The 25,811-nt window shown below is 66.8% G+C and carries 19 protein-coding genes and 2 pseudogenes; 12 read left to right on the forward strand and 9 right to left on the reverse strand.

Features of this window, described 5'->3' with window-relative positions; genetic code table 11:
• Positions 1–9: 9 nt before the first annotated feature.
• Positions 10–459 carry a MarR family winged helix-turn-helix transcriptional regulator gene (locus KO481_RS24615; protein ID WP_245401433.1) on the reverse strand — a complete coding sequence of 150 codons (450 nt, stop codon included), beginning with the start codon at positions 457–459 and terminating at the stop codon, positions 10–12.
• 64 nt (positions 460–523) lie between these two features.
• Here KO481_RS24615 and KO481_RS24620 point away from each other — a divergent pair, with 64 nt between their 5' ends.
• The 7 genes from KO481_RS24620 (at position 524) to KO481_RS24650 (ending at position 9,867) form a co-directional block, all read left to right on the forward strand.
• Entirely contained in the window at positions 524–1,192 is a 669-nt protein-coding gene (locus KO481_RS24620) for an FMN-dependent NADH-azoreductase (protein WP_215920063.1), read from the forward strand.
• A gap of 68 nt (positions 1,193–1,260) precedes the next feature.
• Positions 1,261–2,049: an SDR family NAD(P)-dependent oxidoreductase gene (locus tag KO481_RS24625; protein ID WP_215920064.1), complete on the forward strand. Its 789-nt coding sequence runs from the start codon at positions 1,261–1,263 to the stop codon at positions 2,047–2,049.
• An 814-nt stretch (positions 2,050–2,863) separates the two neighbouring features.
• Complete coding sequence (locus KO481_RS24630) at positions 2,864–3,970, forward strand: hypothetical protein (RefSeq protein ID WP_215920065.1); 1,107 nt, start codon at positions 2,864–2,866, stop codon at positions 3,968–3,970.
• A gap of 584 nt (positions 3,971–4,554) precedes the next feature.
• The gene (locus tag KO481_RS24635) at positions 4,555–6,048 is read left to right on the forward strand and encodes an NAD(P)/FAD-dependent oxidoreductase (RefSeq protein WP_215920066.1); all 1,494 of its coding nucleotides are present in this window, start codon (positions 4,555–4,557) and stop codon (positions 6,046–6,048) included.
• A gap of 50 nt (positions 6,049–6,098) precedes the next feature.
• Positions 6,099–6,788: a hypothetical protein gene (locus KO481_RS24640; RefSeq protein ID WP_215920067.1), complete on the forward strand. Its 690-nt coding sequence runs from the start codon at positions 6,099–6,101 to the stop codon at positions 6,786–6,788.
• Positions 6,785–8,077 (forward strand): cation:proton antiporter, encoded by a 1,293-nt coding sequence (locus KO481_RS24645; protein WP_215920069.1) that lies wholly within the window; start codon positions 6,785–6,787, stop codon positions 8,075–8,077. Before KO481_RS24640 ends, KO481_RS24645 begins: the two co-directional genes overlap by 4 nt.
• Positions 8,078–8,655: 578 nt before the next feature.
• Positions 8,656–9,867: a cytochrome P450 family protein gene (locus KO481_RS24650; RefSeq protein WP_245401434.1), complete on the forward strand. Its 1,212-nt coding sequence runs from the start codon at positions 8,656–8,658 to the stop codon at positions 9,865–9,867.
• Positions 9,868–10,512: 645 nt separating this feature from the next.
• Here the strand turns inward: KO481_RS24650 and KO481_RS43290 are convergent.
• The 5 genes and pseudogenes from KO481_RS43290 to KO481_RS24670 all read right to left on the reverse strand — a co-directional run.
• Positions 10,513–10,698: pseudogene (locus KO481_RS43290) on the reverse strand (hypothetical protein); the annotation flags it as partial.
• A gap of 231 nt (positions 10,699–10,929) precedes the next feature.
• A complete protein-coding gene (locus KO481_RS24655; RefSeq protein WP_215920073.1) occupies positions 10,930–12,807 on the reverse strand; it encodes an acyl-CoA dehydrogenase family protein in 1,878 nt (625 codons plus the stop codon).
• Positions 12,808–12,949: 142 nt separating this feature from the next.
• Positions 12,950–14,230 carry a cytochrome P450 family protein gene (locus KO481_RS24660; RefSeq protein WP_308166768.1) on the reverse strand — a complete coding sequence of 427 codons (1,281 nt, stop codon included), beginning with the start codon at positions 14,228–14,230 and terminating at the stop codon, positions 12,950–12,952.
• Between the two features lie 15 nt (positions 14,231–14,245).
• Entirely contained in the window at positions 14,246–15,427 is a 1,182-nt protein-coding gene (locus KO481_RS24665) for a cytochrome P450 family protein (protein WP_215920074.1), read from the reverse strand.
• Positions 15,428–16,351: 924 nt separating this feature from the next.
• The gene (locus KO481_RS24670; protein ID WP_372452115.1) at positions 16,352–17,737 is read right to left on the reverse strand and encodes an MFS transporter; all 1,386 of its coding nucleotides are present in this window, start codon (positions 17,735–17,737) and stop codon (positions 16,352–16,354) included.
• 450 nt (positions 17,738–18,187) lie between these two features.
• On the opposite strand from KO481_RS24670, the gene KO481_RS24675 reads away from it, so the two are divergent.
• The gene (locus KO481_RS24675) at positions 18,188–20,056 is read left to right on the forward strand and encodes an APC family permease (RefSeq protein ID WP_245401500.1); all 1,869 of its coding nucleotides are present in this window, start codon (positions 18,188–18,190) and stop codon (positions 20,054–20,056) included.
• A 54-nt stretch (positions 20,057–20,110) separates the two neighbouring features.
• On the opposite strand, the gene KO481_RS24680 is transcribed toward KO481_RS24675, so the two are convergent.
• Positions 20,111–20,950: a patatin-like phospholipase family protein gene (locus KO481_RS24680; RefSeq protein ID WP_215920076.1), complete on the reverse strand. Its 840-nt coding sequence runs from the start codon at positions 20,948–20,950 to the stop codon at positions 20,111–20,113.
• A gap of 100 nt (positions 20,951–21,050) precedes the next feature.
• Here KO481_RS24680 and KO481_RS24685 point away from each other — a divergent pair, with 100 nt between their 5' ends.
• On the forward strand, positions 21,051–21,485 hold the full coding sequence (locus KO481_RS24685; protein ID WP_215920077.1) for an SRPBCC family protein: 435 nt from the start codon (positions 21,051–21,053) through the stop codon (positions 21,483–21,485).
• 23 nt (positions 21,486–21,508) lie between these two features.
• On the opposite strand, the gene KO481_RS24690 is transcribed toward KO481_RS24685, so the two are convergent.
• On the reverse strand, positions 21,509–22,474 hold the full coding sequence (locus tag KO481_RS24690; RefSeq protein ID WP_215920078.1) for an SDR family oxidoreductase: 966 nt from the start codon (positions 22,472–22,474) through the stop codon (positions 21,509–21,511).
• 123 nt (positions 22,475–22,597) lie between these two features.
• On the opposite strand from KO481_RS24690, the gene KO481_RS24695 reads away from it, so the two are divergent.
• Positions 22,598–23,188 (forward strand): TetR family transcriptional regulator, encoded by a 591-nt coding sequence (locus KO481_RS24695; RefSeq protein ID WP_215920079.1) that lies wholly within the window; start codon positions 22,598–22,600, stop codon positions 23,186–23,188.
• Between the two features lie 111 nt (positions 23,189–23,299).
• On the opposite strand, the gene KO481_RS24700 is transcribed toward KO481_RS24695, so the two are convergent.
• Positions 23,300–24,475 carry an FAD-dependent oxidoreductase gene (locus KO481_RS24700; RefSeq protein WP_215920080.1) on the reverse strand — a complete coding sequence of 392 codons (1,176 nt, stop codon included), beginning with the start codon at positions 24,473–24,475 and terminating at the stop codon, positions 23,300–23,302.
• Positions 24,476–24,576: 101 nt separating this feature from the next.
• On the opposite strand from KO481_RS24700, the gene KO481_RS24705 reads away from it, so the two are divergent.
• Together KO481_RS24705 and KO481_RS44020 are read left to right on the forward strand one after the other, a co-directional pair.
• Positions 24,577–25,200 (forward strand): TetR/AcrR family transcriptional regulator, encoded by a 624-nt coding sequence (locus tag KO481_RS24705; protein ID WP_308166783.1) that lies wholly within the window; start codon positions 24,577–24,579, stop codon positions 25,198–25,200.
• Between the two features lie 127 nt (positions 25,201–25,327).
• Positions 25,328–25,731 (forward strand): annotated as a pseudogene (locus KO481_RS44020) (DUF4158 domain-containing protein); the annotation flags it as partial.
• Positions 25,732–25,811: the final 80 nt, after the last annotated feature.

Raw genomic sequence — 25,811 nt, forward strand, 5'->3', positions numbered from 1 at the left:
TTCCCGGAATCACGGTTCATCGATCCCTTGCAGCAGATTCATGAGTTGCCGGCGTTCGGCCGCGCTGAGCCGACCCGTGATCACGGTTTCGGCGTCGCGCCATGCGGCTTGCACCGGCTCGACGGCCTGTTCTCCTCGCGCGGAAAGACGCAGTCGAATGACTCGCCGGTCGGAGTCGTCGCGGGTGCGCTCCACGAAGCCGGAACGCTCCATGCGGCTGATGGCCTTGGCGATAGTGGGCTGCTCGATTCCCATGCGCTCTACCAGTTCGGCCTGCGTCGACCCGGGGTTCTCGTGGAGGTCGACCACGATGAGCTCTTGGCCGGGATGCAGCCCGAGCCGGGCGAGCCGACGCGTCAGATCGGCCCGATGTGCACGGGCGGCGAGTGCGAGGGCGTAGCCGATGGGGCCAGCGCCGCGAGCGATGTCGCGGCCTGATCCTGGTCGAGGCTGTTCCATAGCCGACTATTATACGGTCGGCTATTATATGGTCGGCTATGTAATCTGAAGGATCGGAGACACCGTGGCAAATCTGCTGCACATCGACTCCAGCGCCAGGAGAGCGTCCTTCTCCCGCGAAGTCGCCGGAGTGTTCGCCACCGAGTGGCGCACCGGACACCCCGGTGGCGACTACACCTACCGGGATCTGGGTGCCGATCCCGTGCCGCCGGTCGACGAGGCTCGCACCGAGATCGCGATCCAGGCATCCGCCGCAGGGATCCGGAAGCTGGCCGACATGTCCAGTGCGGTGCGAACCCCAGCACAGGAGAGGAGCTGGGCGGTGAGCCGGCCGCTGATCGAGGAACTGCTGGCGGCCGATGTGCTGCTGATCGCGAGCCCGATGTACAACTTCTCGCTCCCGTCGACACTCAAGGCGTGGATCGACCAGGTCTCTTTTCCCTGGCTGCCGCTGGCCGGGCGGACCGCGGTCGTGGTCACCGCCCGGGGCGGCTCGTACATGCCGGGAACACCACGTGCAGCGCACGACTACCAGGAGCCCTACCTGCGGGCCTACTTCGAGACACTCGGGCTCACGGATCTGCATTTCATCCATACGGAACTGACCAATGCACTGCACGTCCCGTTCCTGGCCGAGTTCGAACACGCTCATCAGGCGTCACGAGCTGCCGCATCGGAAGCCGCTGCCGCGCTCGCGGCCTCGATCGGCCAACGGGTCCCACTGTCGAGCTGAGCCAACTCCTGCAACAACTTTCGAGCGGTCGCTCACGAGCCCGGGAAAACACTGGAAATCGGAGAAACATGGATACAGGAATGAAGGGCCGCGTGGTTTTGGTGACCGGAGCCTCCAAAGGCATCGGCGCTGCCACGGCTCGCGCGTTCGGGGCCGAGCAGGCTCGGGTGGTGATCACCTATCACACCGACCAGGCGGGCGCGGAGACGGTGGCCGCGTCGGTCGAGGCGGCTGGCGGGGAGGCGATGGTCGTGCCGTTGCGGCTCGCCGATGCTGCCACCGCTACCGCGGCGGTGGGAGCAGTCACCGAGCGCTGGGGCGATATCGACGTCCTCGTTGCCAATGCGGTCGACTGGGGTGGGGACGCCCCGCCCGACCCCAGCGTGCGGTTCGAGGATGTGCCGCTCGACCACTGGCACAGGATGATCGGTGCCAACCTGATCGGCACCGTGGCGGTAATCCGGTCCGTGCTTCCCGGCATGCGCAGGAACGGCTGGGGGCGCATCGTGCTGATCTCCTCCAGCGTGGCCGAGGAAGGGATCCCTGGACCCGGCCCGTACGGCACGGCCAAATCAGGCCTGTACGGCCTGTCGCGCAGTCTCGCTTGGGAAGGCGGCCGGGACGGCATTCTGGTCAACGTCGTCGCCCCCGGGTTCACCCTCACCGAAACCAGCGCGGTGTTTCCCCAAGCCGTGATCGCCAAGCTGGCCGCGGGCACCCCGACCCGGCGACTGTCCGATCCTGACGATGTCGCCCGCCTGATCGTGTTCCTGGGATCTGACGCCAACCGGAACCTCACCGGAGAGGTCCTCCGAGAAGGATCCTCCGCTGCACGCGCCCCACACGCAGGCGGATAGCGCGTCGGGATCGCGAAGATTGTGCTGGTCAACTCCGGCGGAGAGAGCCAGCTCAAAGTCGCCACGACATCCTGGGCTGTTCCGTAAGCCGATCGACTTACGGAACAGCACGGCCGGAGGATTCCGGCCCTGGTCACGGCGTCCCGTAGAGGAATGGGCTCGGTCCGTCCGCGGCGCATCGGCGTTAACCGCACTCGCGCGTAACTCCAGGGGAGCGCGGCGATCCTGATCAGCTGCGGCACTCGACTGCCCCCATCCTCGTAGCTTTACATAATGTCAATTATCGGCGTAACAACGGGATCGCCTGAGCGGGCGGAATGCGTTGGTGTGCAACAGTGTGCGCGATTCGGAAAAAGCCGAGACTGGTCCGATCGCAGTTGACGGCATCCGAGTGTGAAGCTTGATCCGGGAAGAACCTGTGAGCGCCAAGGCCTTATTCGGCGTTTTATACATAAGTTTATGCACCCTTCGTTTCGTCACAGTGACGTAAGTGGGCGTTGTTGGCTTGACGTGACGCTCTGCGGCGCGTGAGGTTTTTATGGACCCGAGCTACCGATTGTCAGGCGGCCGTGCGCGTCCCGGGGTTGGTGGCTCTCACGCAGTACCCGGCGATGCTGCTGACTCCGGGCCTGTTCGACGTCGCGACGGTCAATGATGCTCCCGTTGTGAGGGCAAATACGATGCCTGGTGCACGTTTCCGCTACATTGTCAGCCGCACGGTAGCCACGTCTACCTCCTGGTTCGCGGAATCCTTTCACAGGCAAGCGATTCGGCTGAGAATGTTAGCGGGCAACGGAACAACTGAGGAGTGTCGATGACCAGGTATGCGCATTTTGTGGGAAGTGTTCCGGAGGAGTTGATGACCGGGGACGATGCGGTGCTGCGGTGGTTCGCCGACAGCACTGGTGGTCGGCTGACCGGGTTGCCCTGTGACCTGGATCCGGACTGGATCCTGCAGTATCTCCATGAGCGCAGCGAACACGACGATGTTCTCGAGATCGTCCGCGCAGGCGAGTATGCGGACTACAGCGACTTCCCCAGCTACGGGCTGCGCCCCGGGGCGAAGCTGGAGCCGCGGCACGTGTCGATGGACCGGCTCGAACGTATCGGTTCCGTGGTAGCTGCCTTCGATAGGCTGCGCGCCGAGCGACCGGAGCTGGCGCAGACGAAACTGCAGCTGAGCCAACCCAATCCGCTGGATCTGGCGATGTTCGTATTCGCTGGTGCGGCGGTGTCGGCTGGATTCCCGCTCGGGCCGGCGCTGCGGCGATCGAATCTGATCGTGGCCGCCTTGCGGGCGCTGCCGGTGTTCACCGAGGCCGTGCTCGAGGAGATCGCCGCGGTGAACGACCGCTACGGCGACCGGGTGGTGTGGCAGGTGGAATCACCGTTCGCGCTGCTGGGCATGGTCAAGGCTGATCAGCTGGGGGCTAAGTGGGCCGCGGCGCCGCTGCTGGCTCGCCAACTCGCCGCACTGCTCACCGGGATCCACGAGATCGGGGCTCACAGTGTCCTGCACCTGTGCTATGGCGATTACCAGCACAAGTCGCTGCTGAGTCCGCGCTCGCTGGCGCCGGCGGTGACTCTGCTGAACCACACGGCGCGGCACCTGCGCGATCACGGCACTCCCCTTCCCGCCGTGCATATTCCGTGTGCGTTCGGTGCCGAACCGGCTCCTGCGGCCCCCACGTTCTACGCACCTCTGCGGCGGCTCGACCCGGAGTGGAACATCATCGCCGGTGTGGTGTCGCCGAGATCCGGCGATGACAGCGCCCATGCGCTGAGTATGTTCGAAGAAGCGGCCGGCCGTACCGCCTACGGGGTCGCGACCGCGTGCGGTCTGGGCCGGTGCAATGTTGCCGATGCGCAACGGGCCGCGACCACGATGGCGAAGCTGACCGCCGAGGCGACTGCCGGATAGCTCTGTGCGCGGTGGGGCGCGGCGAAGCATGTCAGGGCCTCTGACCGATTTTCGCCGCGGCCCGTCCGCGTGTATGGGCGGCAATCGTGTTCGGCCGCAAGAGCTCTGCGTACACCCCGCTCGACCAGCGCACACGAGGCGTATCTGCCCGGTTGCCGGTCTACGCACCCCGGAAATCGAACAAACGTCATACTATGGACGCGCCGGGAAATGAGGTGATGCATGACGAACCAGCTCTGACCACGGCCCTTCTGTCTATTGCCGACGCCTCCCCCTTCTTGGCGATTCGCCGAAATCGGCACCACCGCAACATAATACAGCCCCACTGTCGTGACACCTTGCCTGCGTGTCATTGCCAGCGATACCCCACTGGGTCAGTGGCTAACTTTTAGCTATCGAATGCAACCAGTGTGATTGCATTTGAACTTACTGTTCCGCTTGATGTTTCAAGATCACCTGTTAATCTGAATCCCGTGCGCCGTCAGCGAGTTAACCAACGGCTACGGAAGTTGGGATTCTGTCATCTGACGCGTGACCAGGCACGATGCGGTGCACGATCTGTTCGCACTTTCCAGGGAGTTGCTATGGGGACCAGGGAAAATCCACATGTTCTGGTGGTAGGCGGAGGTCCGTCGGGTTCGACCGCCGCTGCGCTGCTTGCACGGTCCGGAGTGCAGGTGACCCTCCTGGAGCGGGATACGTTCCCGCGGTACCACATCGGAGAGTCGCTGCTGGCCTCGTGCCTGTCCACCCTGCAGATATCCGGCGCCTACGACAAGGTTGCCGCGCACGGCTTCCAGATCAAGCGGGGCGGCTACTTCCAGTGGCAGCACGACACCTGGCTGCTGGACTGGAGCAAGCTGGTCGACGCCGAGGCGTGGTCGTGGCAGGTAGACCGGGCGACGTTCGACGACCTGCTGCTGCGCAACGCCACCGAGCAGGGCGCGAAGGTGATCGAGCAGGCGAAGGTCACCGGGATCGTGTTCGACGGTGAGCGCCCGATCGCCGCGGAATGGGTCCAGGCCGGTGACGACACCGTCCATACGCTCGAGTTCGACTTCCTCGTCGACGCGACGGGCCGAGACGGACTGCTGGCCAAGCACTTCGGCATGCGCCGCCAGCACCCGGCCTTCCGCAACGTCGCGGTCTGGTCGTACTGGAAGGGTGCGCACCTGCACCCCGACAGCCCCGAGGGCGCGATCAACGTCGCGTCCACCGAGGAGGGTGGCTGGTTCTGGAACATCCCCCTGGCGGACGGTCGCAACAGCGTCGGTTACGTGGTGTCCGCGCGGTTGGCATCGGAGAAGTTACGGGGCTATGACTCGCGGGAGTCCTACTACCTGGACACCATCGCAGCCAGCAAGCCGATGAGCGCAATGCTCGAAGGCGCGCAGCAGGTCGCCGAGGTGAAGGCCGAGCAGGACTATTCGTATGTCGCGGACCGGTTTTGCGGGCCCGGCTACGTCCTGGTCGGTGACGCTGCCTGCTTCCTGGATCCGCTGCTGTCCACCGGCGTGCACCTGGCGACCTATTCGGGGCTGGTGTCCGCGGCCGCGATCGCGACCACGCTGCGCGGTGAGATGAGCGAAGCCGACGCCCTGGCCTATTACGAATACACTTTCCGCCGCGGCTACACCCGGTTCCTATCGCTGGTCTCACGCATGTACGAGCACTACATCGGATCCGAGGAGTATTTCGCACACGCTCACCGGCTCACCGACGTCTACGACGGCGACTCGCCGGAGCAGTCGTTCACGCGCATCATGGCCGGGCTGACCGATGTCGGAGAGACCACCGGCACGCAGGAGCGGACCGGCACCGAGGTCATCGCCTCCGAGGCCGAGCGTCTGCATACCGCCCCGGACACCGACGGGGTGAACATCAAATACATGGGCGGACTGGACATGTCACCGGTCTGGGATCACTGGCGCGACCCGCTGGTGGACACCGACATGGGCGAGATCCGGATCACGACCGAACCGGTGTTCGGCTTGACCACCCGCGCACGCACGGACGCCGAACGGGATGCGGTGGCCCGCCCGGTCCTGCCGCCGCGCCACGGCGCCGCCGCGCACTAGCGGCGCGGTCACCAGGACTCCCCGGTGCGAACCGATAGATGGAGTCGGCCGTGACGATCACCCACTCCCCCGGCCCGTTGGGCGAACCATCGCCCAACGGGCCGGGGTTCCGGACGAACACGGCCGCACAGATCCAGCGCTTCCACCACCCCACGACCCGAGCCTTGCTGGCGAGTGAGAATCTGACGACCACGGCACTCGAGCACCTGCTCGCGGATGGTCTGAGCGTGCGGGTCATACGTCAGGACGAGGTTCCCGCCCGTGTGGTGCCCGCGTTCATTGCCGGTGTTCTCCAGCTGCGGGTAGCCGACCGTGCCTTGATCCGGCGCTCGTGCCTGGCCACTCCCGAGCAGACTGTGTCGATCAATTACGTTGCGGCCGTGGCACAACCGGCTCACACGAGCGGGCTGGCCGATCTGGGTACCTCGATCGGGCACGGATTGATCGCCCGCGGCCTGAGCCAGCGCCGCCGGATCCTGTGGGCGGGCGCCAGGACGTGGCCGGACGGGCGTGCCTGCGCTGCCCGGGCGTACGTGATGTCATTGGGTGACCGCCCCGTGTGCTGGATTCGCGAGGCATTCAACCCGGACATCGTCCCGGCACAGCAGGCCATGGTGTGGCTGCCCGAACCCGAGCTGCGCGACGAACCCGACCCTGCGGAGCGCGACCTCACCTGGAACCCTGCTACCGCACCGTCCAGTACTCCCGCAGCGGGCCCGAGTAGGAGATGCCAGAGTTGAACCTTCCCACCGTCACGGTCCTGCTGGACCTGGTCCTGATCATGGCGGCGGCCCACATCCTGGGATGGTTGGCCGAGAAGCTCGGCCAACCACCGGTGATCGGCGAGATCGCGGCCGGAATCCTGGCCGGCCCCGCCATCATCGGGCATCACCTGTCCTCGATACTGTTCCCGCAAGACGCCCGCTCTTCCCTCAATCTGCTGGCCAATATCGGCGTGACCGTGTTCATGTTCGCCGCCGGCCTGGAACTCGATCGCGGCATCTTCACCGGTGCTCGCCGCTCGATCCCCACAGTGTCGGCGGTGGCCTATATAGCGCCATTCGTGTTGGGCAGCGGCCTCGCGGTCACCGTCCTGACGCGCTACCAGACCGGCCACCGGCTACACTTCGCCCTCTACATCGGCTGCGCGCTGGCCGTGACCGCCTTCCCGGTGCTGGCCCGGATCCTGCACGACCGCAACCTGATACACACCGAGATCGGCCAGATCAGCCTGGCATGCGCGGCGCTGGTAGACATCGCGGCGTGGACGGTACTGGCCGTGGTCCTGGCACTGGCACATCCGGGTAGCACCCCGTGGCGGCTGACCCTGCTCATCCCTCTTGTCGGGCTGCTGTGGTGGGTTCTGCGGCCGATGCTGGAGCGGATCTCCCAGGTCGGCACCGCCCACACGATGATCGTGCTCGGCATCAGTGGCGCGCTGGCCGTCGCGGCGATCACCGAATGGATCGGATTGCACCTGATCTTCGGCGCTTTCGCGTTCGGGGTCATCTTCCCCCGCGAACGCCGCCGAACCGTGGAATCCGGCGTACACGTCCTGAGCGCGATCCTGCTACCCGGGTTCTTCGTCGTCGCGGGCCTGGCCGTCGATCTCAGCTCGATCGACTCGACCGCGATCGGTGAACTCGTGATCATCATCGCCGCCGCGGTGCTGGGCAAAATCGGCAGCGTCTACCTCGCCGCCCGCCTTACCGGGATGCAGGCAAGACCAGCAGCCGCGGTGGCAGCGTTGCTCAACACGCGGGGGCTGACCGAGCTGGTGATCCTGTCCGTGGGCTTGACCACCGGGCTGATCGGAGCCCAGCTGTATTCGCTGCTGGTGGTCATGGCACTGGTGACAACTGCATCGACCGCGCCGATACTCCGCGTGCTCGGCATGGCTCACAGCCCCCGCGAGACCCCGCCCGCGGCACATGCCGCCGGGACGATCGCCCCCGTTACTACACAACCGCACGGCGTGGGCGATGCTGCCTTGCTGACCGACGCTGAGCCGGACAGCGCTACTCGATAACCACGGATGGCGTCCGGCATCCGGTTGTCGGAAGTCATCCCCTTTCGCCGAGTAGGCCTACCAGAACGTAACATGTTGTACAGCAGCGTTTTACGATCAGTATCCGCGCGGACCGTCACGCACCTCAACGGGTGCGTGGGCACTGACCGTTCACCCTCCGCGCGACTCATGCGAGGCACCGGAAATGCAACGCGGAATACACTGCGGCGCAGTAGTATTCGCGTGAGTCGTGCCCGGCGTCGAAGACCTTGGGCGGCAGCACCCAGCGGTGGGGGTGTGAACGTAGCACCCATGTTTGCGAGCCTATCGTCGTCGTCGCTGCTATGTTGCTTGCGTGGGCGAAGCGCCAAGTACCGCACAACAGTTGAGCACATGCTATCGATCGGTCCCCGCGACTATCCGGCACAAGGCCGTCCTCGTGCTACCCATGTGAGCGCGCCAGCCTGCCGTGATCGCATCAGTTTCCCGTCGTATTCCTGTTCCAGTCCGGAGTCACGTCTTTGACCACATCACAGTCACCTGTCCCCGAGTCCCACACCACGGCCACCGGAACCTGCCCCGTCCAGCACGGCGCATCGTTGGAGGTCGATCCGGACCGGTTCCCGATGTATACACCCGAGTTCGTCGCCGACCCCAACAAGACCTACGACCAGATGCGCAAGCAAGAACGCACGTTGGTTCCTGTCGAATTGGCTCCGGGCGTTCCGGCCTACCTGTGTATCGGCTACAAGGCCGCGGTCCGCATCCTCAACGACCCGGAACATTTCCCGGCTGATCCGCGCACCTGGCAGAAGAGTGTTCCCGCTGATTCACCGATCCTGCCGATGATGGGGTGGCTGCCAGCGGCCCGCAACAACACTGGCGCCACCCATCTGCGCTACCGCGAGCCATCGGTGGTGGCGATCGATAACATCCACCAGACCGCCATCCGAGCCATGGTCGACAAGGCTGCTGTCCCGGTGATCGCATCATTCTGCGAAAACGGCAGCGCGGACCTGGTGATGCAGTACGCGTTCCCTCTGATACTCGACGTGCTCAATCAGATGTGCGGTTGCCCCGGCGAGATCGGCGAGCGGGTCGCAGTCGGTATGGCCGATCGCTTCGACTCCGACCGCGTCAAGGCCAAGCAAGGCATGGTGATGCTCAAGCAGGCGCTGATGGAGCTGATCGCGCTCAAGCGCGAGCACCCCGGCGACGACGTCACCTCACACCTGGCTCATCACCCCAACGGCCTCGACGATGACGAGGTATTCGCGCAGCTGATGAGCTTCTACGGTGCGGGATTCGAGGCTCAGCGCACCTTTCTGGCCAATGCGCTGCTGCTCATCTTCACCGATCCGCGATTCCAGACCACCGAGGAAGGCCGCAACCTGTCGACCGCCCATGCGCTCGATGAGGTCTTGTTCAACAACCCGCCGATGTCGAACTTCTGCACCACCTATCCGCGGCAACCCATCCAGATCGACGGCGTGTGGTTACCGGCCGACCAGCCTGTACTGATCAGCCTCGCCGCATGCAACAACGACCCTCGTGAGCGCGGCGAAGGCACCAAGAGCATCGGCAACCGCTCACACCTCGCCTGGAGCACCGGCCCGCACGCCTGCCCCGCCAAAGACGTGGCCTACCAGACCGTCCAGAACGCCATCGACCAACTCTTCGACCGTGTGGGTGAAATCCAGCTGGCAATCGAGCCCGAGCAGTTGAAGTGGCGGCCGGGCCCCTTCCACCGTGCACTGGTCGAGATGCCCGTGAACTTCACGCCGATCGAGACGAAACTGATGATGATGTAGCCGCAGCTCCGGGCCGGAGGGCCGGACAACCCAGTGCCCGGAGACGATGGGCAGGCTTACTGAAACGCCCTTGGCGTGCCGAACGTTCCAGGGCGGACATGGGCCACCCAAACAGCATGTCCGACAGATGCCCCGCGCCAGCGATGCACGTCACCCTCGGGTCCTGCGCCGAGACGCGCTCCACCCCAAAGCCACTGGCCAATCACTTATGACACATCAAGGAGCTGGATGGGGCGTGATCACGCCCCGTAAGTGCCGTCGGGCGCTGTACCGCGCCCATTGGCCATCAGGCCGTTGCCCGCCCGAGGTCATCCGCCACCGTGCTACTACCCACATTGCCAATTCCATTACCGGACTTGATGTTACAGGTACTGAATGCGAATTGGCCGATGCTCGGTAGCTGCGATCGGTATGGTTATCAATCCTTTGGATATCCGAGCCGATGTGCCTCGATCACCCGCGACGACATTTGTGACGCACTCGACCAGCAGCACCCGTCACCGCTCGAAATCTGTTGTTGGCGTTGCATAGTCTGTTCCGCGCGCTCAGACAGCCCGTCTCGGGCCCGAGTAGAGACTCCGGGAGGGTGCCTGAGGGGCGCCCTCCCGGAGTGTCACCGTTTCGGTGTTGCCGGCGCGTGCGACCTCACCACGGCCGCGCCGCCACTACGGGATCGGTGTCCGGCAAGTAGTTCAGCGGTGGCGATGGGGGGAAGGTGACCCGCAGCGCCGTCAGCGCGCGATGGAATGGCCCTGGGCGCCAGGCCAATTCGCTGGCAGGGTGGGCCAGCTCGAGGTCGGGGAGGGCGTCCAGGAGCTGATCGAGGGCCTCGCCGACGCCGTATCAACTGCCGCCGACCACGACATGAGTGCGGAGGCCATGGATTTTCTAGCGATGCCGCTCCCCCGGATGTCCGCACCTGGGGTGAGACCGGGTAGCACCCGACCCGAAAAGTCACACTGTGGCATTGGTGATGAATTGGGAGGCCCGCTCCAGTCCGGTTGTGCTGTGCCGTCGTCCCGGGTGTACAGGCCGGGACGACGGCACAGCGGTGGTGCGGGTCTACTGCGAGGACGGTCCGAAGACGGACCGCATGGCCCGCCGGAAGGCGGATCCGCTTTGCTGGTGGATCGGGTCCGCGGGTGGGATGGTGGTGAGTTCGGCGTCGTCCCAACCGATCTCCTGCTGCCAGGCACGCACGTAATCGCGCCGGAAGATCGGTCCTGGCAGAGCCGGTATGTCGAACGCGGCGACCATTATGGGTAGGTTGGCGATGAGCCCGGCGCGGTGGCGGCGTAGTTCCGCGGTGACTCGGGGCATGTCTGGGTGCGCGGTGTACCAGGCACCGCGGGCGTGGATGCGTTCCAGGGCGTACGCGGCCGCGGCGGAGGTGGCCAGGCTTGCGGCGGCGGGGTCGGCTGTCGAGGCGGCGGTGATGAAAAGGGCCGTGGCGGCGAGGCGTTCACCGGTCGCGGTGGACAGTTCGATCGCCGCCGAGTCCGGGCCCAGGGCGGTGGCGGCGGGGTCGTGATAGCCGGTGCGATTGCCGTGGGCGATGCGGCGTTCGCGGTCGGCGAGCATGTCGATGTACCAGGGTAGGGTGTCCGGTGTACCGGGGAGCCGGAGCGCGGTGAGGTCGATGCGGGCCTTGCCAGCGGTGACCTGCATGATCTGGTTCTCGCCCTCGGCGACTCGTAAGCCCTCGATGACCGCCATCCAGTCGGTGAGGTGGTTGGCTCGCAGTGCGCCCTGTGCGCCCGCGCGCTGGATGCAGGTGCGCACGATGTCGTGTGCGGTGTCGCACAGCAGTGGTTTGGCGAGCATCGAGAGGATGACCTGGAGTGGGTCGCTGCCATTGGTTGCGCGGAGGGTGCGTAGATGTCGTCCGAGCACGCTGGTGGCGTAGGAGCTGGCCAGGCCGGTGGCTAGGTCGGCTTGGACGGCGTCGCGGTCGGACATGCGGGTGCCGCCGCCGGGTTGGCGTTGCCGGGAGTAGTTGACCAGGCCTGCCAGAGCGGCGCGGGCGGTAGCGGCGGCGGAGGTGGCCAGGTCGAGGCGGCCGTTGTCGAGGCCGCCCATGGCGCGGTGGAATCGTTTGCGGGTGGGCAGGGCGCATTCGAATCGACCGTCGGGGTGCATGCGGGCCCAGTCGCCGCCGAGGAGTGCCTCGCGCGGCACCCGGACCTGGTGGAACCGGATGACGGCGTGGTCCATGGGTCCGTTTGCCTTCTCGGGCAGGCGAACTACCTCGACGCCGGGGGCCAGTCCGTGGATGGTGCGCAGTTGCAGCAGGAACGGAAGGACGCCTTCGTCCTGGCCGTCGACGATGAGGCGCGCGGTGACTACGACGTTTTTGGGGACGTCGGGGTCGGCGACGTTGGGCATGAATTTGGCGGCCTCGGCGCGCGGCGTATGGAGCAGGAATTGGCCGTTCGCGGGGTCCCAGGTCGCAGTGGTCTGTTGGTCGGCTCCGTTGGTGCCGCCGAGTTCGGTGAGTGCGAGGACGCCGACCGCGGCGCCGGTGTCGAGTTCGGTGAGGCAGTGTTGCTGGTAGGGCGATCCGTCGCCGAGGGTGAGGATGGCGCCGATCGCGAGGTCGAAGTGTCCGGTGAGGATCGGGATGAGTCGTGGGGCTGCGACAGTGGCCCAGTCGGCGAGCGCGCCGCGCAGGTGGGTGTCTGCGGCGATCTCGCGTGCGGGTCGTCCGAGGCCGGCGATCGCGGCTCGCAGAATGGGGGGTGAGAGAGCGGCTTGCTGGGCGAAGGTGAGGCCGTACTGTGGGGTGTCGGCGAGTCCGATGAGGACGTCGCGGACGTGTCGGTAGAGCTCGCCGTGTTCGCCGAAGATCACCTCCCGCAGCGCTTCGACGGTCACCGTGGTATCGGGTGCTGTGCCGGCGGTGCCGGCGGTTGTACCGAAGTCCAGGTCTGTGGTTGTCATTGTGCTTACCCCGTGATCCTGCCGGTCTCCGCGCGCAGTGGTCCCTGTCGCCGGTGGCGGGTTGTTGTCGCGCAGAGCGTGTTTCGTGCCCGGGCAGGCCTGTAGGCGCTGCCGGGCGGTGATTGCGATCAGCGTGTGGGAGCTATCTCATGGGTGCGATCCTTTCTCCGATCTGCAGCGGCGGGGTCGGCGGGAAGACGACCGGTAGCGCTGCCAGGGCGCGGTGGAAGGGGCCGGGGCGCCAAATGAGTTCGTTGGCGGGCATCGCCAGGGCGATTTCGGGCAGCAGGTCCAGTAGTTGGTCGATGGCGTTCTGCGCGATTGCGTAGGCGGCTGAGCGGGCGTGTGCGGGGCAGGCGTGGGGGCCCGCACCCCAGGCGAGGTTCCAGCCGTTGCGGTTGAAGTCGCCGGTGTTGATCTCGGGGCTGCTGCTGCAGGCGGCCATGCTGGTGAAGACGGGTTGGTTGGCGGGTAGCCAGACGTTGTCGACCAGGATGGGATGGCGAGGGTATGTGATGCAGTAGTTGGCCATCGGCGGGTCGGTGGTGAGTGTTTCGTCGAGAGCGGCGCTGGTGGCGGGCACGAAGCCGAGGTCGTCGCTGCGGAAGCGGGAGTCGCTGAGGATCAGCAGCAGGGAGTTGGCGATGAGGTTCTGGGGGCCTTCGCTGCTGGCGGAGTAGATCGTGACGAGTTGGTGGACCATTTCCTCGTCGGTGAGCTCGGCGGGGTGCTGGACGAGGCGGGTGGTGATGTCGTCGGCGGGTTGGGCGCGTTTGCTCTGGGTGAGTTCGATGAGGGCTGAGCCGAACATGGCGTTGACCGTCGCGGTGTCCACACCCTCGAACAGGGCTGCGGAGGCCTCGGCAACGCGCTGTCCGATGTGGGGTGGGCAGCCGATCATTTCGTTGAAGACGGTGAAGGTCAGGGGTTGGATGTATTGGGTCAGCAGGTCGGCGGTGCCCTTGGTGCAGAAGGAGTTGACCAGGGGGATCGCCGCGCGTTCGACAATGCTGTGCAGGCTGTGCAGGTTCACTCCGCCCAGGGCGTCGTTGGTGGCGGCGCGGTAGCGGGCGTGTTCGGAGCCGTTGCTGCGCAGGGCGTTCGGGCGCCATTCGATCATCGGCATGATCGGCAGGTTCGCGGGCATGGTCTTTTCCCATGGGCGCGGGTCGGCGGAGAAGTGTTCGGGGTCGTTGAGGATTCGCACCGCTGTGGAGTATCCGATGACCAGGGTGGCGGGGACGCCGGGCCAGATCTCCACGGGTACGAGAGTTCCGTATCGGTCGCGCATCTCGCGGTAGGTGCCGTGCGGGTCGGCCGCGAACTGTTCGGTGTAGATGGGCACCCGTGGACCGAGGTCTTCGATCGGGCGGGGTGGGGCGGCATCTGCACGCGGTTCTTGCGGCTGCTGCAGTGACGGCACGGGGGGTACTCCTTGTTAGAGATAGTTGAGAGGTAGGGACGGGGGAAAGGTGACCGGTAGTGCGGTCAGTGCCCGATGGAACGGGCCTGGGCGCCAGGTCAATTCGGTGGCGGGCTGGGCCAGTTCGAGGTCGGGCAGAGCGTCCAGGAGCTGGTCGAGGGCTTCGTTGGCGATGAGCATGGCCACCGATTGGGCGGGGCAGGCGTGGGGGCCCGCGCCCCAGGCGAGGTGGGAGCGGTTTCCGGTGCGTTCGCCGTGGACGGTGGGGTCGTCGTGGCAGCCGGCCAGGCTGATGACGACGGGTTGGTGTTCGGGTAGCCAGACGTCGCCGAGGAGCTGGGGTTGGCGCGGGTAGGTGATGCAGGAGTTGGCCAGGGGTGGGTCGGCGAACAGGGCTTCGTCGATGGCGTCGCGCGCGGAGAGGGCGCCGCCGAGGAGTTCGCTGCCGAACCGGTTGTCGGTGACCATCAGCAGCAGCGTGTTGGCGATCAGGTTCCAGGTCGGTTCGGTGCCGGCGGTGTAGAGCATGGCGATGGCGTGCGCCGTTTCCGCGTCGTCGAGAGCTGCGGGGTCGGCCAGGAGCCAGGAGGTGATGTCGTGTCCGGGTGTGGCGCGCTTGAGGGTGATCAGATCGCGCATGGAGTCGGTGATGACGGCGTCGGCCTGGGCGGTGAGGGCCGGGGCGGAGTTGTCGCGCAGGGTCATCATGGCGTCGAACATGGCGTCGCCGGTTTCAGGTGTGAATCCGAGGAGCTCGTCGACGATTTCGATGGTGAGTGGGACCGCGTACTGGTTGAGCAGGTCGGCCGCACCGTTCCGGCAGAAATCGTTGATGAGGGTGATCGCGGTCCGTTCGACCATGCTGCGTACCGCATGCAGATCGACGCGGTCGAGGGCGGTGGTGACCGCGTGGCGGTAGTGGGTGTGTTCGTCGCCCGCTGTGCGGGCGGCGGTGGGTTGCCAGCCCATGGCGGTGGTGTAGGGGCAGCCGTTGTCCTGGCGGGACTCCCACAGACGTGGGTCGGCCGGGAATCGGGCGGGATCGCCGAAGATGTGTAGTGCTTCGCGGTAGCCCAGGACGAGGGTGGCGGGGACGCCGGGTGCGATGTCGATCGGAACCAGCGGGCCGTGGTCGCGGCGCATGTTCCGATATGCGCCGTGGGGGTCTGCCGCGAACTCGGGTGAGTACAGTCTCACCCGAGTTCGCCCTCTGTGCGGGCGAGCGGGGTGGTGGAGCGTTGAGCGTGGTCGGGCAACTCCGGCAGCATCATGCAAGGCTCCTTGACACGGGGGGGAACAGGGACGGAATCCGTGGCGCGGCAGGGTGGTACGCGGGCCGGGCCGGATCGGTGCAGCGGCTCAGTCGGGTGGTCGTGCGACCGTCATCGCGGGCAGCTGGGGGAATACTCCGACGGAGTGGAGGAAATGCGAGCGCATGATGGTGTTCGAGTCGACCACGTCCAACCTCCCATGCGCGCGAGGCTGCGGCCTGCGTGCGGCCGGCCGAGCAACGCGATTTCATTTGACATATCAAATGTGTTCGACGGCAGCACATTTGAGTTTGCACGCTTGCGTTTGCGAGGTTTGATGATACCGATCACCGCGAGCGATCGCAGTACAACCACCCGGTAGCAACTCGGCCGTAGACGTGGTGTGAGCCCGCGCCTGAAGGGCCCATGTGGATCGTTCCAGGTAGAATGGTTTTCAGTGGCCGCGGCAATTGTTGTGCGCCTTACCAGGTTTCGATGTCGGACGTCGCGCGGGCCGTGTCGCAATGACGGCTGCGCCTCACGCCCGTCAGGTGACGCGCGTGGGTCGGTAGCGGTCGACACGATGATGGACGACTCCCCTCTCGGGCCAGGCTCGCCATTCACCAAATCGTCACAGTGACGTTTAATCGTCGAGTCGAGAGATGTAATCGCCACCGCCGCACAACAATTCACCTCGGGCGGCCGCGGCGCATGAACACCCTCGACCCGGGCCGCTCCTGTCTCGAGCCCACAACGACGGAGGGCCTCACGGACCGCACGTCCGGTGAATATCGAATCGCCTTGCGGCACGACGAATCCGCGCATCGGAGGCACAGTCGCACCCGATGCGCGGATTCGGTGATGGTCGCCGTCAGGGTGCGGGCTGCACCGCGAGCTCCCCCGTCGCGGGGGTGTCGGTGCCGCGCAGCGAGACGCCCTTGGTCTCGCGCAGGAACACCCACGACACCAGGCCGACCAGGCAGCCGGCGACCATGAAGAAGGCCGGGAACAGCTTCCAGCCGGTGGCGTCGATGACGGCCTGGTCGATGTACGGGGCCGTGCCGCCGAAGATCGCGGTCGACAGGTTGTAGGACAGCGCGAATCCGGCATACCGCACCTGGGTGGGGAAGATCGCCGGGAAGGTCGCCGAGATGGTGGACAGCTGCGGCACGAACAGCAGGCCCAGCACGACGAAACCGAAGATGGCCCAGCCGATTCCCTGGCCCATCAGCCAGTACATGGGCACGGCCAGCACGGCGAGCCCGACCAGGGACACCAGCCACATCGGGCGCCGGCCCACCCGGTCCGACAGCGCCCCCGAGGCCGGCAGCACCAGCATCATCACCAGCTGACCGACCAGCACCATGGCGGTGGTGGTGGAGTCGCTGATGTGGATGGTCTGCTCGAGGTAGGTGGGCTGATAGGACAGCAGCGTGTAGTCGGCGATGTTCAGCGCGATGACCAGTCCGGCGAGGGTGAACAGCTCGCGCGGATAGTGGGTGATCAGGTTCCCCAGCGTCGAGACGAGCGATCGCGTCACCGCCGCCAGCCCGCGCGGCCGGGGCTGCTCGGTGCTCTCGGCGACCTCGATGAACACCGGGCTCTCGTCGAGCTTGCTGCGCAGATACCAGCCGACCAGGCCCAGGGGCAGGGCCACCAGGAACGGGATGCGCCAGCCCCAGTTCTGCATGGCGCTGTCGCCCAGGAGCACCTGCAGCGCCAGGACCAGCGCGGTGCCGCCGACGATGCCGGTCAGGGTGCCGAATTCCAGGAAGCTGCCCAGGAACCCACGCCGGCGGTCCTCGACGCTCTCGGCCATGAACGTGGCCGCGCCGCCGTACTCGCCGCCGGTGGAGAAGCCCTGCACGATGCGTAGCGCGAACAGCAGGATCGGGGCCAGCACGCCCACCTGATGGTGGGTGGGCAGGATGCCGATGCACGCCGTGGCCCCGGCCATCAGCAGGATCGTGGTCGCCAGCACGGCCTTGCGCCCGATGCGGTCGCCCAGCGGGCCCCACACCATGCCGCCGAAGGGGCGCAGCACGAACGACACGGCGAAGCCCAGCATGGTGAATGCGGTGCCGAGTCCGGGAAAGAACGCGTGGGTGAGGTAGGTCGCAGTGGCCGCGTAGACGCCGTAGTCGAACCATTCGGTGGCATTGCCCATCGCGGCCGCGGCCACGGAACGTCGTTGTTGTGGTTGCGGGTCGCGGGATGTCACGCGAACTCCTCTCCCCGTGGTTTCGGCACACCGCATCGCCGCGGTGCATAGTGTCTTTCGTCACCTCTCTGATAACAGAATGGCAACGAATGCCACGTTTACCCGGTTTTCATCCTCAGCAAACGGCGACCAGTGCCGCGAGACGGGTGAGGCGCACCGTCCGACCAGTGGCGATACCCACTTTTGTGATGCTCGTCACACTTGCCAGATTTGTCAGTCTCCGCTATGGAGTGCCAGCCGCCGGCGTAGGGGATTCGTCAGCAAACCCGACGATCCTGCGCCGGACGTGTCAACAGTCCGTTAACGCCGAAAGGCCGAGTCCGCGTAGATTGGCCCCGACGATGACCAGATTCCGGGTCCACCGGACAGGGAGCCCTCGAGGGGGACGACGACGTGACCGCCACCGCGCAACGGCCACGCACCGGGATCAAATCCTGGCTGCTACAGGGGGCAGACGAGGAGCAGTACTCCCAGCACCCGGGCCCCATGGTCAAACAGGCCGAGGAATCCCATCAGCGCTCCTGGTGGAAGGTGATGTGCCTGACCGGCGTGGACTACTTCTCCACGCTGGGCTACCAGCCGGGCATCGCCGCGGTAGCCGCGGGTGTGCTGTCGCCGCTTGCGACGCTGGTGCTGGTGGCGTTGACGCTGCTGGGCGCGCTGCCGGTCTACCGCCGCGTCGCCCGCGAATCCCCGCACGGCGGCGGCTCGCTGGCCATGTTCGGCATCCTGCCGCGCTGGACCGGCAAGATCTTCATCCTGGTGCTGCTGGGCTTCGCCGCGACGGACTTCGTGATCACGATGACCCTGTCCGCGGCCGACGGCGCCGCGCACATCGTGGAGAATCCGCTTGTGCCGCACTGGCTCACCGGCCACGCGATGCTGATCACGATGGTGCTGCTGGCGCTGCTGGCCGCGATCTTCCTCAAGGGTTTCGGTGAGGCCATCAGCACCGCGGTCGTGCTGGTGGGGGCGTATCTGGCGCTGAACGTGGTCGTCGCCGCGGTCGGGCTGTACCACGTGTTCACCGCCTCGGGACTGATCGTGGACTGGACCCACGCCATGACCGCCCAGCACGGCAGCATCTTCGCCATGATCGGGGTCTCGCTGCTGGTGTTCCCCAAACTCGCACTGGGCCTTTCGGGCTTCGAGACCGGCGTGGCGGTGATGCCGCAGATCAAGAGCACCCCCGGCGAACCGGAGGACAATCCCACCACCCGGATCGCGGGCGCCAAGAAGTTGCTGACCACCGCCGCGATCATCATGAGCGTGTTCCTGATCATCACCAGTTTCATCACCGTGGTGCTGATCCCCGAACGCGAATTCCAGAACGGTGGCAAGGCCAACGGGCGCGCGCTGGCGTATCTGGCGCACGAGTACCTGGGCAACGGATTCGGCACCGTCTACGACGTCTCCACCATCGCGATCCTGTGGTTCGCCGGCGCCTCGGCCATGGCGGGCCTGCTGAACCTGGTGCCGCGGTACCTGCCGCGCTACGGCATGGCCCCGGAGTGGGCGCGCACCACCCGCCCACTGGTGCTGGTGTTCGCGGTCATCTCCCTCGGCATCACCTGGTACTTCAAGGCCGACGTCGACGCCCAGGGCGGCGCCTACGCCACCGGAGTGCTGGTGCTGATCACCTCCGCCGCAGTCGCGGTGACCCTGTCCGCGGCGCGTAAACGCGAGCGCAACAAGATGATCGGCTTCGGCATCGTCTCGGCGGTCTTCGTGTACACCACGATCCTGAACATCGTCGAGAAGCCTGAGGGTGTGCAGCTGGCCTCGCTGTTCATCCTGGCGATCATCGTGGTGTCGTTCATCTCCCGCGCCCGGCGCGCTTTCGAGCTGCGCGCGATCGAGGTCGACTTCGACGACAAGGCCGGCTGGCTGATCGACAAGATCGCCGCCAGCGGCACCATCCGCATCGTCACCCACGATCTGGACAGCCTCGAGGACCGCCAGCCCGCCGAATACCGCGAGAAGGAGGCCGTGCAACGCATCGAGAGCCACATCCCCGCCTCCGAGCCGATCCTGTTCCTCGAGGTGATCATCCGCGACGCCTCGGAATTCTCCACCGACCTGCACGTGAGCGCGGTCGAGCTGGACTGCTACAAGATCCTCACCGTCGAGGCCACCGCCATCCCGAACTCGATCGCGGCGATCCTGCTGGCCATCCGCGACCGCACGGGACTGAACCCGCACGTGTATTTCGAATGGACCGAGGGCAATCCGCTGACGAACCTGCTCAAGTTCCTGTTCGTCGGCGAGGGCGAGGTGGCGCCGGTGACCCGCGAGATCCTGCGCCGCGCCGTCCCCGACCCCGCTCAGCGCCCGCACGTGCACGTCGACAGCTGAGCCGGTGGCCGGGGACGCCCGGCACCACGCGCAGGGGCCTACCGGCCCGGCCGATCACCGGCCGGGCCAGTGGGCCTTCAGGCGCAATGCGGCATCCTGGGCCTGGCGCAGGCCCGCCTCGTGCGCCGGTGCCACGGCCGCGGGGCTGAATACGTCCAGGCCGAACAGGGCGATCGTTTCCGGGTCGGGAACCACCGAAATCTCCGTGGCACCATCCAATTCGCGGTCCGCGGGGGTGCGCGGGAACATGTGGGCCAGCGGCTCGAGGATCGCCACCAGCTCCGCGCCCGCGGCGAGGTCGGCATTCACCGACGAGCGCAGGCCGCCGTCCACATAATGGTGCCCCTGCACCGGAATCGGCGGGAACACGCCCGGTACACAGGTGCTCGCGGCCAGCGCCTCGGGCAGGGTGGCCGCATCCGCGGCGGTCCACACCCGGAACTCGCCGGTGGTGATGTCGATCGAGGTCATCCGCAGATCCCGGTCCGGCCACTCGTCCATGCCCACCAGATTCCGCATGCGCGCCACATGCACCGCCGGATCGCCCACCGGTGCGGTCAGCGCCCGCTCCCCCGCCCGGCGCCACGCCGCGCCCCGATCGACCCCGGGCGCGGCCAGCTCCGCGAAGATCCCCATCATCAGTTCCTGGTCCACCTCGAACCGTTCCCCGTCCGAGGGCAACGGCGCGGCCAGGATCGCCGGATCCCCGCCGGCGGCCAGCACGGCGCCCACCACGGCCCCGGCCGAGGTGCCCACGAATCGGTCCGCCAGCGACAGATCGATTCCGGCGTCGCGTAACCCCGTCACCAGACCCGCCATCCAGGCGATCCCCACCGGTCCACCCCCGCCCAGCACGAGAGCGGTATCGATCCGGGCGGGCTGTGCATCAGACATGCCCTCCACAGTAACCATCACACCCCGATCTGTGGCCTGCCCGGCCCCTCTCGTCCCGAAACGCCCCCGGGGCCGAATCCGTTGTGCCACGCTCGTATTCGTGCACCTCGACACCACCACCGAGATCGCCGCCCCGATCGCCACGGTGTGGTCGGTACTGGCCGAGGTCGAATCCTGGCCGCGCTGGACCGCGTCGATCACCCGGCTCGACCTGCTCGACAACGGCCCGCTGCGCCTCGGCAGCCGCGCGCGCATCCGCCAGCCCCGCCTTCCCTCGGCGATCTGGACGATCACCGAGCTGACCCCCGGCTCGGCGTTCACCTGGATCTCCCGGGCGCCCGGCGTCACAACCATCGGCATCCACGCGCTGCAACCCGTCACCGAAACCGTCACCGCCGCACGGCTTGTCATCGATCAGCTGGGCCCGCTGGCCCGGCCCGTCGGCGCGCTGACCGGATCACTGACCCGCCGATACGTCGCGATGGAGGCGCACGGGCTCAAAACCCGCAGTGAACAGCTCGCCTCCGGGCACTGATACCCGCGCGGGCATCAGGCAGGTCAGCTGTGGCTGCGCTCGTGCGGACCGTGCGGCAGCCAGACCTGCTCGGCCCGGACGCTGGCCTGTGGAGTGAAGTAGTCACCGGTCCGCAGGTCGTCGAGCAACGTCGCGTGTTCGGGCGCCCACCCCAGCAGCGCTTGGGTGTGTTCGCTGGAGACCGGGACGTCGAGGGAGAAGAATCGGGCCAGGAACGGGTTCCCGAGATGCGCGGCGGCCTGTTCGAGGGTCAGCGAAGCGGTGGGGATGTCGAGCGCGTGCGCGATCTGCTCCGCGATGCTTCTGATCGTGACCGCGCCTTCGCCGACGCCGTGTAGCACGCTGCCGGCCGGAGCCCTCTCCAACGCCAGCCGGAACGCCACCGCGGCGTCGGCGCGGTGGACCGCCGGCCACCGATTGGCGCCGTCGCCGATGTAGGCCGAGACGCCTGCCCTGCGCGCGGCCGCGATGAGAGCCGGAATGAACCCGTAGTCGCCGGGTCCGTGCACGGTCGGCGCGAGTCGCACCACGCTGGCTCGCACACCCGATCCGGCGAGGCTCAGGCAGGTCTGCTCGCCCGCGATGCGGAATGCGGCGACCGAGTCGGGGTCTGGTGCGTCCTGCTCGGTACTGACCTGCCCGGCCCTGGTTACCAAGGTGCCCGAGGTGCTGACAAGCGGCTTACCGGACCCGGCCAGCGTCTGCCCGAGCGCCTCGATCGCTGCGCAGTCGCGGCGGATGAGGTCATCCGGATCCGCGTAGTCGCCCCCGTACGCCATGTGTAGTACGCCGTCGGCGGCTGCCGCGCCGCGACGCAGGCTGTCGAGGTCGTCCAGGAAACCGCGATGCGGTGTCGCACCCAACGATTTCAGCCGGGCGGCCGCGGCCTCCGAGCGGGCCAGACCGGTCACGGTGTGACCGGTCGCGATGAGCTCGGTGACGACAGTGGGTCCGGTCTGACCGGAGCCCCCGGTGACGAAGACATGCATGGAACCCTCCCTTGTTACGCCATTCACTGGCGCTAAGTAGTGCCAGTCACCGACTCTACGCGTAGCGCCAGTAACTGACGCAACTTGATGCCAGTCACTGACACATCGCGGTAGGCTCGGAGAATGCCACGAAGCGGAGCAGAGGTGCGTCGCCGCCTGCAACAGGCGGCTCTGGAGCTGTACCGGGAACGCGGGTTCGAACAGACCACAGCAGCGGAGATCGCCGCCCGAGCCGGGGTCAACGAGCGCACCTTCTTCCGGCACTTCCCCGACAAGCGCGAGGTGCTCTTCGACGGCGAAGCCGACTTACGCACCGCGCTGATGCAGTCGATTGCCGAAGCACCTCAGGAACTGGGCCCGTTCGAGGCACTGCTGTGCGCGTTCCGGAAATCCGCTCGGAATCTGGAACGCAACCGCCCGTCGTCCGATCCACGATGGAAAGTCATCGCGGTTACCCCGGCACTGCGCGAACGCGAACTGTCCAAGCATGCATGGCTCACCGATGCCGTGGCGGAGGCGCTGCGACAACGTGGCATCGATGCCGGTCCGGCCGACCTGGCCGCCCGGACCGGCTGGGCCGCCTATCAACACGCGGTCCACGCCTGGATCGATGACGCCTCAGACACTCTGGACGCGCGTCTCTCCCGGGCCTTCTACGACCTGCGCACCCTCTCTGCGGCCGCCGCACCGATACAGGCAGGCTCCGAACACTGACAGGGCCCCATCCGCGGTCACCGAACGTCACAGGTCGCCTTCCATCACGTGCGGCCAACCACGCCCTCGCGCAGCACGCTTCGAGGAAGACTGCCCCAACCGGCTGAAGCCTTACCCGTCCGGGCAACTGCGGGCGAGCGTGGTGGCTGCTGCGATTCGGCTCAGGACAGTTTCGCTTCGGGGGGCGAAGGCGGGCAACTTCTCGAGGCTGCTCCGGACGGCGTCGGTGCCGTACTCGAACATCTGCCGCTCGTAATCGCCGACCGCGCTGTGCAGGTCCCGGCGGCCTGCGTCGGCCTCGATCAGGCAGCGGCGCAGCAGGTCGGCATCGCGCAGCGCGGTGTTCGCGCCGTTGCCGCCGGTCGGGGAGGTGGCGTGGATCGCGTCGCCGAGCAGCGTGACCGGGCCGGACGCCCAGAGCTCACAGGGCTCGACCACCCGGATCGACAGCAGCGTGCTGTTGTCCGGGTCGGCCTGTTCGATAAGCGCGCGCAGTTGCGGGTGCCAACCTTGCATCCTGGACAACACGGCGTCCTGCGCGCTCAGGTCTTCCAGCGAGCCGTTCGGCGGCAGGATCATGGCCCAGCGCACGTAGTCGCCGATGTCGGGCAGCGTGACTTCGGGGGCCAGTTGCTCGGCGGCCTGCTTGGGCGGGGTACGGAAACGCATCGCGCCCAGCAGCAGGCTGACGCCCGCACCCGCAATCTTCGAGCCGTATGCCTTGGACAGGCCGGCGAACTCGTCGGTCAGCAGGGTGCGGCCGATGACGAACCGGACGCCGGTGTCGGTCGGGGTGGTCTGCGGCGACAGCACCCCGCGGACCGCGGAGGTGATGCCGTCCGCGCCGACGAGCAGGTCGGCGGTGACCGGGTCGCGGCGGGCGAACTCGGCTCGGACTGTGCCGCCGGCCAGGACTTCGTAGCCGGTGAGTGCGGCGTCGGTGTGCACGGTGAGGCCGGTCAGCAGCAGGTGTCGTAGCACTTGGCGGTCGACGACGATGCCGGTCCGGCTCGCGCCGAGCCTGCCGATCTCGTTCAACTGCGGGTCCAGGATCAGCTGCTCGGCGGAGGCGTCCATCACGATCTCGTCCAGCAGCGGGTGCCAGCGTGACGGCAGGCAGTCGCGCACCGCCTGAAAACCGATGGGGTTCAGCACGAGCCGATAGCCCTGGAACCGCGCGAGAATCCCCGGGTCGCGTTCGAACACCTCGGCCTCGATCCCGGCACCACGCAGGCCCTGCGCGAGCGCCAAACCTCCCAGACCGGCTCCGGCAACGGCAACTCGCATCGCACACCGCTCCCCGCCAACACCGCGCCGCCCGCCACGCCCAGCCCGCAGCGGGGGTCGCCGCGCCGGCACCACGCAAGCAGCCGATCACCGTCGAGCGGATCACCGACGCCGCCTTGGAAGTCGTCGCCGCCGAGGGATACGACGCCTTGACCGTCCGCCGGGTCGCCGCCGTGCTCGGCACCGGGCCGTCGTCGCTGTACGCACACATCGTCAACAAGGACGATCTCGACGATCTGCTGATCGGCAGACTCTACGCAGAGGTCACGCTCCCCGAACCGGACCCGGCTGCCTGGCGCGAGCAGCTACGCGGGGTGTACACGCAGATCCGCGACCAGTACCTGAAATACCCCGGCGTCTCGCGGGCCGCGCTGGCCACGGTGCCGACCAATCTCGAGACACTGCGCGTCGGCGAAGGCATCCTGGCGATCCTGCTCGCGGGTGGCATCGAACCCAGGACGGCCGGATGGGCACGCGACGCGCTGTCCCTCTACGTCAGCGCCTATGCGCTCGAACAGTCGCTGGTTCAGCAGCGGCGCCGGCACCAGGATCAGGAATGGGTGCTCGGCCACGAGGAGTTGCTGGCCCGCTTCTCCGCCCTGCCCGCCGAGAAATTCCCGCTGACTCGACGCCATGCCGCCGAGCTGATCACCGGCACCGGACCCGACCGCTTCGAGTTCACCCTCGGCCTGCTCATGAACAATCTGCGGTCCGCATCCGATTGACCGACCGCGCGCATCGGCCACAAGGGATTCCGGTAGTAATCGCCGAAAATCCAACGATGTTCGGGATGTGCCCTGGTAGAAAGTGTTTCGCCGGTTCGGCGTGCAGGGTGGGTGGTTGGTGCTTGACTTGTCTGCCGATGAGGTTGGTCGGGGTGCGGGAGGGCTGGGTTCGTGGCAACGCGGGTGTAGTGTGCGCCTGGGCCCGGCAGTGATTCTGTGCAGTCTGCCGCGGCTGGGGAGCAGTCGAATGTGGATGCGGCGCAGCTTCGTTCGCACGGCACGCGCAGCGAGCATGTGCGCCTGGCGGCCCAGTACCTGGGTTGGCGGCCGACCGCGGCGATCGAGTTGAAAGAGCTCGACGAGTTTCTCCTGGCGCGGGCGATGGAGCACGATTCGCCGACGCTGTTGTTCCGACTGGTGTGTGAGTACCCGATCTCGGCGCGGGTGATCCGGCCGGGTCCGGTCCCGCTCGTGGAGCGGGTTGCGCACGCTCGCAACCAGGCTCAGGCCGAGACGTACGACGGGCTGGCGACTATTACGGGCCGGCGACACGCTCTTGCGCCCCTTCGAAGACACCGCGCCGCCTGCTGCCGGTGGCCCGGCGGCCACCG

The sequence above is a fragment of the Nocardia albiluteola genome (assembly GCF_018860155.1).
GTDB lineage: Bacteria > Actinomycetota > Actinomycetes > Mycobacteriales > Mycobacteriaceae > Nocardia > Nocardia albiluteola.

What these genes read in the sequence shown, in the direction of transcription:
- KO481_RS24615 (WP_245401433.1), bottom strand. Translation starts at nt 459, where the DNA reads ATGGAACAGCCTCGACCAGGATCAGGCCGCGACATCGCTCGCGGCGCT.
- KO481_RS24625 (WP_215920064.1), top strand. Translation starts at nt 1,261, where the DNA reads ATGGATACAGGAATGAAGGGCCGCGTGGTTTTGGTGACCGGAGCCTCC.
- KO481_RS24630 (WP_215920065.1), top strand. Translation starts at nt 2,864, where the DNA reads ATGACCAGGTATGCGCATTTTGTGGGAAGTGTTCCGGAGGAGTTGATG.
- KO481_RS24635 (WP_215920066.1), top strand. Translation starts at nt 4,555, where the DNA reads ATGGGGACCAGGGAAAATCCACATGTTCTGGTGGTAGGCGGAGGTCCG.
- KO481_RS24655 (WP_215920073.1), bottom strand. Translation starts at nt 12,807, where the DNA reads ATGACAACCACAGACCTGGACTTCGGTACAACCGCCGGCACCGCCGGC.
- KO481_RS24670 (WP_372452115.1), bottom strand. Translation starts at nt 17,737, where the DNA reads ATGCGGTGTGCCGAAACCACGGGGAGAGGAGTTCGCGTGACATCCCGC.
- KO481_RS24675 (WP_245401500.1), top strand. Translation starts at nt 18,188, where the DNA reads ATGGTCAAACAGGCCGAGGAATCCCATCAGCGCTCCTGGTGGAAGGTG.
- KO481_RS24680 (WP_215920076.1), bottom strand. Translation starts at nt 20,950, where the DNA reads ATGTCTGATGCACAGCCCGCCCGGATCGATACCGCTCTCGTGCTGGGC.
- KO481_RS24690 (WP_215920078.1), bottom strand. Translation starts at nt 22,474, where the DNA reads ATGCATGTCTTCGTCACCGGGGGCTCCGGTCAGACCGGACCCACTGTC.
- KO481_RS24695 (WP_215920079.1), top strand. Translation starts at nt 22,598, where the DNA reads ATGCCACGAAGCGGAGCAGAGGTGCGTCGCCGCCTGCAACAGGCGGCT.
- KO481_RS24700 (WP_215920080.1), bottom strand. Translation starts at nt 24,475, where the DNA reads ATGCGAGTTGCCGTTGCCGGAGCCGGTCTGGGAGGTTTGGCGCTCGCG.